This is a genomic window from Xanthomonas nasturtii, from assembly GCF_001660815.1.
In the GTDB taxonomy this organism is placed as follows: domain Bacteria; phylum Pseudomonadota; class Gammaproteobacteria; order Xanthomonadales; family Xanthomonadaceae; genus Xanthomonas; species Xanthomonas nasturtii.
In genome coordinates this window covers 57,750-64,856 of sequence record NZ_LYMI01000025.1, presented here as the reverse complement: position 1 = coordinate 64,856, position 7,107 = coordinate 57,750, and the positions used below count along the sequence as shown (strand labels likewise).

The following is a 7,107-nucleotide window of genomic DNA, read 5'->3' as shown; positions in this document are numbered from 1 at the left end:
AGCGGCGCGCGAGAGATTTTAGGCGAGCAGCTCACGGTGCAGATTGCCAAGCGCAGCGAATTGCACACCTTCAAGGTCATGCCCAAGCGATGGATTGTCGAGCGTAGTTTTGCTTGGCTGGAGAAGAACCGAAGGCTATGGAAGAACTGCGAGCGCAAACTCAACACCAGCCTGCAGTTCATCCATTTGGCCTTCTTGGCACTGTTACTCAGAAGATTGTGAACAGGTTCTAAGCCGGCCCGCGGAAAAGTGCGGGCCGCAGATCCTTGCATATCTCAAGGATGTGGCCGAGCACACTGCCGTGTTGTCAGCTGCAGTCGTTACGAGCGCGCGCTCCCTGCACGTTGCTTGGCAGATGCGTGCAGTGGAGCGTTTCTCAGCGGCTGCGTGCATAGCCGGATCGCGGCCCGGCGTGGCTGACACCAGGTAATGAGCAGTCGTCGGGCGAAACCGACGCCGCGTAACAGCCGCATGCGTGCGCAGTCCATGCCGCGATGCCGAGCGTGGGCCAGGCCGGCTGGCGATCACGCCCGCCTGGCCGCCGCGCAGCCGTCTGGTTAGCTGCTGCTAGCCCGCACCGGCCATCGCGCGCAAGGCGATGCCGACCAGATATGCCAGATAGGTGCCAGTGGCGTAGCCCATGGTGCCCAGCAATACACCGACCGGCGCCAGTGCCGGATGAAACGCGGCGGCGACCACCGGTGCGGAGGCCGGGCCGCCGATATTGGACTGCGAGCCGATCGCAAAATAGAAAAACGGCACCCGCAACAGACGGCCAAGCCCCCACAGCAAGCCGATATGCACGGCGATCCAGATCAGGCCGAGCAGGAACAACCAGGGCCGGTCCAGCAACGCCAGCAGGTCCATCTGCATGCCGATGCAGGCAATCAGGAAATACAGCAGCAAGGTGCCGACCCTGGAGGCGCCCGCACCTTCCAGCGTGCGTGCGCGGGTAAAGCTCAGCAGCAGGCCCAGACTGGTCGCCAGCACCACCACCCACACGAACGGCGTGTCCAGACTGAACTGGCTGGCCCAAGGCAACTGCGCCTTGCACCACGCCGCAAGCGGGTTGGCCAGCGCATGCGCCAGGCCGACGCCGCCGAAGGCCACTGCCACGATCACCATCAGGTCGGCCAGGCTGGGAATGCGCGCATGTTCGGCCTGAAAGCGCGCCATGCGCTCCTGCAAGGCATCCAGCGCACGGGTATCGGCACCGCTGCGTGCGTCGATGTTGCGCGCGCGGCCGGCCAGGAAAATCAACACCGCCATCCACACGTAGCCCACGCCCACATCCACCACCGCAAATTGCCCGAAGGTGGTTGCGTCCACAGCGAAGACTTCGCGCATCGCCAGCATGTTGGCACCACCGCCGATCCAGCTGCCGGCCAGCGCCGCCATGCCGGCCCAGGTGTCGCCGGCCACAGTGGCCGGATGCAGCCAGCGCATCACCCAGAACGCCACCACCGCGCCCAGCATGATGCTCAGCGATGCGCCCAGATACATCGCCACCAATTTGGGGCCGAGCCCCAGGATTGCGCGCAGATCGATACTCAAGGTCAGCAGGATCAATGCGGCGGGCAGCAGCACGTCGCGGGCGATCGGGTTGTATAGACGGGTGTTGGCGCCGTCGATCAAACCGACCGTGTTGTAGATCCCGGGCAGCAGATAACACAGCAACAGGGCCGGCACGAAGGCGTAAAAGCGCCGCCAGGGCCCGTGCTCGCGCGCTGAGGTCCAGAACACCGCGCCCAGGGTGGCGGCAATCAAGCCGAACACGACGATATCGTTTTGGATCAACGCAGCACCGGCAGCATTCACGACAGGCGGACATCCGAAAAAAGGTAGCCGCCAACATGCGGGTCGGGCCAACAGCGGCCGACGCCTTGAATCTAGCCGACCTGGCCGTCTGCGCAAACCCGCCAGCGTTGCCGGAAGGCCGCGGTGTCAGTTAGAAACGTGCTGCCGGGATGCGGCAGAGTAGCGCGCGTCTCAGCCGTAACGCCGCACCACGCGGTCGCCGGCGCCGGTATTGACCACCACCCCGCTGGGCTGACCGGTGGTCAGACAGTGCAGCTTGGCCATCAGTTCGGCGTACTCCAGGGCGCCCTGCTCGCGCAGATAGCGCAGCGGCGACCACTGCGGGCGGGTGACCCACCACCCGCCTTGTTCGGGGTGTATGCGTACGACGTAACGTGACTCGTCCATCAGGCCTCCGGCCAGTGCGTACAGCGGTCGAGCAATGCGCAGGCCGCGCGGAAAGCCACGGTGCATGGAAGTAGTGGGAAGACTTTCTCCTGTCCGGGATGCCGGCGCGCCCTTACTCAAGGGGCCGCGGGAGAGTGGCCAAGGGCCCCGCGTCCGGCATAGCCAGAATGTTCTTTTAAGCATGTCAATGCTGTAGGGCGGACACTGGCGTACAGGTAGGAAAATTCTTACGTGACTCACATCACATCCAGCGCTACATTCGGCCTGGAACGGTGAACGCCGTGTCGTGAGCAACCGTCAGACGAGGGCGGACGGTGCGCACTGGGGTGATCGGTTGCTCTTGAAGACTGCCTCTGGGGAGGAATTGCATGTATCTGCTCAGGAAATTTCACTTTTCGGTCAAGACCGCCATGGTGATTGGCTATGTTCTGGTGATCAGGGAAGCGGTCGGCTTATGGTCGTGAACGCGTCGGCTTGCGGAGCAACGCAGGCCGGACGTGGCCGGTGGCGCGACGCAGCGAGTGCGCTGAGCGGCCTGTAGCCCAGTCATCGCCACCGGTCACGCCACCGTCTGAGCGTGCAGTGACGGCGCCTGTCTTATCGCCCCACCGACTTGCATACCCGTTGAAACCCAGGCTGACAGGGATTTGCACGCATACCCGTCATGGCGTCTCACTCTGCGTCCACCCACCCGCGTTGCTGCGCGGCGGCAAGGTCGGCAGGCGTGTCGATATCCAGCGCCAGCGCTGGAGCGCTCACGCAGCCCAGGGTCTGCACGTCCAGGCTGGCAAACAGGCCACGCAGGCCGCTGTCGGCCTGTAACGGGACATCCGCCCAGGCGCTATGGGTGACCACCGCGGGAATGCCGCGCACGCCGGCATAGCCGCTGGTCGCACAGCCCGATGTGGCGCGATCGGCTTCGTCCAGCAACGCGCGCAGATGCGGGGCGTCCAGCGCCGGCTGGTCGCAGCCCAGAATCAGGCTGCGCCGCAGTGCCGTGTCGTCCTGCACATGCTGACGCAGCGCGGCCAGGCTGGAACCCATGCCTGCCGACCAGTCGGCGTGCCGCAATATTTCCACGTCCAGGCCCTGCAACACCTGGGTCAACGCGTCCGCATCGGCGCCCAACACCACTACACAGCGACTCGGTGCAGTCTGCAGTGCGATGCGTGCGGCGCGGCGCAGCAAGGGCTCGCCGTCGCGCATCAGCAATTGCTTGGAACGGCCCAGCCTGCGCCCCGCGCCTGCGCCCAGCACCAGCGCGGCGTGATCGCGCCTCACGCCGCGCCCCCTGCTACCGCCGCAGAACTGCGCAGTGCCAAGCGCGACATGGCGCCGGCATCGCGCTTCGTGGCGCAGCAGTGACGCGCGCGCTGAGCGGTTACGAAAAACTCGATGCGCACCGCGTTGCGCGATACGTCGACGTGCTGATCGAAAACAAGGGTCATGGCGACGTGGTGCTGATGGGAGACAGCCGCAGCGTAGAGAGCGAGCTGTGCGTGCAAGGTGACCGCAGATTGCTCGAGCAGCTGCTGCGTCAGCGGACGTCATTCGCACGGTCACCGCTGGTCACGGCGGGCTGCTGACGACCAGACACATGCATACGTCCACCACGCTTCCGATTGCCAGTGCCTCGGCGTTGCGAGCTAATAACTCACCTACACCAGACAGGAGCGCCGCGACTTATCGGCTCGCTGCAGTGGCCTGCATCTCCGCCACCGCCTGCGTCGCTTCGGCGATGATGCCGAGCGCGATGGTGTGCGGCGATGAGCGCCCCATGCGCCAGCCGGCGGGCAGCCGCAGACGCGCAAGCGCTGTGTTGTCGTAGCCGAGCGCGCGCAGTGCCTGCAACCGGCCTTCGCGTTTATGCCGGCTGCCCAGGATGCCGATGCAGGCCACGTTGGACGCAAGCCCGTGCTGCGCGACCTGCAGATCGATTTCGGCATCGTGGGCCAAGCTATACAGCGCACTGTCGGCATCCAGATGCAGGTCCTGCAACGCATCGCCCAGCGCGCGCCGGTCGTAATGCTCCGCTGCAAGCCCCGGCGGCGCTTCGCCGGGGCCGTGCGGCCGCAGCACGCGTACGTCGATGCCCATCTGGCTGGCCAGCGACACCAGCACCAGCAGCGCGGGGTCGGCGCCGACCAGCACCAGCCGCAACGGCGGCCGGTGCGTCCGCAGGAATTCGCCAGCACGCGCGTCCTGCGCAGTCGCCGGGTAACGCACCGTGCCGGAGGCACGATCCAGCGCCACATGAAACGCGCGCCGGTGCTGGCGCGCGTTGCGCCACCGCGCCAGATACTCGCCCAGGTCGGGCACCGGCCACACCAGCACCCCGATGCGCCCGCCGCAGCTGAGCTGGATGTCCAGCACCTCGCTGCCCTCGCCGTAATCCAGCCACCGCGGCTGGCCGTCGCGCAGCGCTGCCATGGCCTCGTGCGCCACCGCCGCTTCCACGCAACCGCCGGACACATAACCGGCCACGTTGCCGTCGGCGCAAATCGCCATCTCGCTTCCCAGCGGACGCGGCGATGAGCCTTGAACGTCGACCAAGGTGGCGATCGCCACGCGCTGGCCGGCGCGCTGCCACGCGGTCAGCGTTGGCAGCAAATCGTCGTGCAACGCGTAATCCGGCCATGCTGGCCAGGCCGCTTGGGCCGGGGGCGCATGCGTGACCGGGGCAACCACTGCACTCACGCGCGCAGCATCTCGGGCAGGTGCGGCAGCAGCTTGTCCAGCGTGACCGGGTAGTCGCGCACGCGCACGCCGGTTGCGTTGTAGACCGCATTGGCAATGGCGGCGGCCACACCGCAGATGCCCAGCTCGCCCACGCCCTTGGCCTTCATCGGCGACGACAGCGGATCGCTTTCGTCCAGGAACACCACTTCCTGATGCGGAATGTCCGCATGCACCGGCACTTCATAGCCGGCCAGGTCGTGGTTGACGAAAAAGCCCAGGCGCTTGTCCACAGCCAGTTCTTCCATCAGCGCCGCGCCGGCGCCCATGGTCATGCCGCCGATGACCTGGCTGCGTGCGGATTTCGGGTTGAGGATGCGCCCGGCCGCGCACACCGCAAGCATGCGCCGGATGCGCACCTCGGCAGTGGCGATATCCACGCCCACTTCGACAAAATGCGCGCCGAAGGTGGAGAGCTGGTGGGTCTTGCTCAGGTCGCCGAATTCGATCTTGTCTTCCACCACCAGCGCGCCATTGGCCGCCGCATCGCCGAGCGCGATGCGCTTGCCGCCGGCACGGACATGGCCGTCGGCAAATTCGGCGGAGGCCGGGTCCAGACCCAACTGCTTTGCCACCGCCTCGCGCAATTTGACTGCAGCTGCATACACGCCTGCAGTAGAACTGTTCGCGCCCCATTGCCCACCGGAGCCGGCCGACGCCGGGAAGCTGGAATCGCCCAGCCGCACGTCCACCCAATTCAACGGCACACCGAGCATTTCGGCAGCGGTCTGCGCAATGATGGTGTAGGAGCCGGTGCCGATGTCGGTCATGTCGGTTTCGACCACCACGCGCCCGCCCCGCTCCAGGCGCATGCGCGCACCGGAGGTCATTGCCGGCGCGTTGCGAAACGCGGCCGCAACACCCATGCCGACCAACCAGCGCCCATCGCGGTTGCTGGCCGGCTTGGCTTTACGCTTGGACCACTGGAAACGCTCGGCACCGTCCTCCAGGCACTTGACCAACTGGCGCTGCGAGAACGGGCGCTGCGGGTTTTCCGGATCGACCTGCGTGTCGTTGACGACACGGAACTTGACCGGATCCATCGCGAGTTTCTCGGCCATTTCGTCCATGGCCACTTCCAGTGCCATCAACCCGGGTGCTTCGCCAGGCGCGCGCATCGCATTGCCTTCCGGCAAATCGAGCACCGCCAGACGTGTAGCGATCAACCGGTTGGCCCCGGCGTAAAGCAACTGCGTCTGCGCGGCGGCGATTTCCGGACCGCCGCCAGGTAGATCGCCCGACCAGCTCTCATGTGCGATCGCGGTGATCTTGCCATCGCGCTGCGCACCGATGCGGATGCGCTGCACGGTAGCCGGACGATGGGTGGTGTTGTTGGCGACTAGCGGGCGCGGCAGCATGACCTTGACCGGACGTTTCACTTCGCGTGCAGCCAGCGCGGCCAATACGGCATCGGTGCGCAGAAACAGCTTGCTGCCAAACCCGCCACCGACATACGGCGACATGATCCGCACGTTCTCGCGCGGGATGCCCAACGTGACAGCCAGATCGCGCGCGCCCCAGTTGATCATCTGGTTGGAGGTCCACACGCTGAGCTTGTCGCCGTCCCACATCGCGACCGATGCGTGCGGTTCCATCATGGCGTGCGAGTGATCGGGTGTGGTGTATTCGGCGTCCAGTTGCACCGGTGCCGCTGCGAAGGCGCCAGCGAAATCGCCGATAGCGCTATTGGGGGCACCGCCCTCCTTGGTGACCTTGGCGCCATCGCGCGCCTTCTTCAGGTCGTATGCGCCTACATGGCGGCCGTAATCGACCTTGATCAACTGTCCCGCTGCGCGCGCCTGCTCGAAGGTCTCTGCAACCACCACTGCAATCGCTTGGTGGTAATGCTGGATCTCCGGGCCGCCCAGCAACTTGGCGGTATTGAGCTTGCCCTTATGCAACGTTCCGGCGTTTTGCGCAGTCACGATGCCCAGCACGCCGGGCGCGTTGCGCGCCGCGCTCAGATCGATGCTGCCGATGGTGCCTTTGGCGATGCCCGCGCCCACGACATGCCCGTAGGCCGCGCGGCCCGGCATGTCGTGATGTTCGTAGGCATACGGCGCCTGGCCGGTGGTCTTGAGCGGCCCATCGATGCGATCGACGGGCTTGCCGACGACCTTGAGCTGATCGATGGGGTTGGTACCGGCGGGAGTGTCGAATTTCATA

General features: G+C 65.8%; 7 protein-coding genes. 2 read left to right on the top strand and 5 right to left on the bottom strand.

The genetic code is table 11. The features are described from left to right. Positions 1-222 (top strand): transposase (locus A7D16_RS11060; RefSeq protein ID WP_153043136.1); only part of this gene is annotated, 222 nt, incomplete at its 5' end. A 345-nt stretch (positions 223-567) separates the two neighbouring features. Here A7D16_RS11060 and A7D16_RS11055 read toward each other — a convergent pair. The 3 genes from A7D16_RS11055 to A7D16_RS11040 all read right to left on the bottom strand — a co-directional run bounded on the left by A7D16_RS11055 (position 568) and on the right by A7D16_RS11040 (position 3,486). Next, positions 568-1,818, bottom strand: coding sequence for a DUF819 family protein (locus tag A7D16_RS11055; protein WP_064632611.1), 1,251 nt, complete (start codon positions 1,816-1,818; stop codon positions 568-570). 171 nt (positions 1,819-1,989) lie between these two features. Further along, a complete protein-coding gene (locus A7D16_RS11050) occupies positions 1,990-2,205 on the bottom strand; it encodes a hypothetical protein (protein ID WP_064632618.1) in 216 nt (71 codons plus the stop codon). A 672-nt stretch (positions 2,206-2,877) separates the two neighbouring features. After that, the gene (locus A7D16_RS11040) at positions 2,878-3,486 is read right to left on the bottom strand and encodes a nucleotidyltransferase family protein (RefSeq protein WP_064632608.1); all 609 of its coding nucleotides are present in this window, start codon (positions 3,484-3,486) and stop codon (positions 2,878-2,880) included. Between the two features lie 80 nt (positions 3,487-3,566). On the opposite strand from A7D16_RS11040, the gene A7D16_RS21520 reads away from it, so the two are divergent. Continuing rightward, positions 3,567-3,791, top strand: a complete 225-nt coding sequence (locus A7D16_RS21520; RefSeq protein ID WP_082925783.1) for a hypothetical protein — start codon at positions 3,567-3,569, stop codon at positions 3,789-3,791. Positions 3,792-3,888: 97 nt separating this feature from the next. Here the strand turns inward: A7D16_RS21520 and A7D16_RS11035 are convergent, their stop codons facing one another. Beyond that, the gene (locus A7D16_RS11035) at positions 3,889-4,902 is read right to left on the bottom strand and encodes an XdhC family protein (RefSeq protein ID WP_064632607.1); all 1,014 of its coding nucleotides are present in this window, start codon (positions 4,900-4,902) and stop codon (positions 3,889-3,891) included. Continuing rightward, positions 4,899-7,106 carry an aldehyde oxidoreductase molybdenum-binding subunit PaoC gene (gene paoC, locus A7D16_RS11030; RefSeq protein WP_064632606.1) on the bottom strand — a complete coding sequence of 736 codons (2,208 nt, stop codon included), beginning with the start codon at positions 7,104-7,106 and terminating at the stop codon, positions 4,899-4,901. The genes A7D16_RS11035 and paoC overlap by 4 nt, the downstream gene beginning before the upstream one ends. Position 7,107 lies beyond the last annotated feature (1 nt).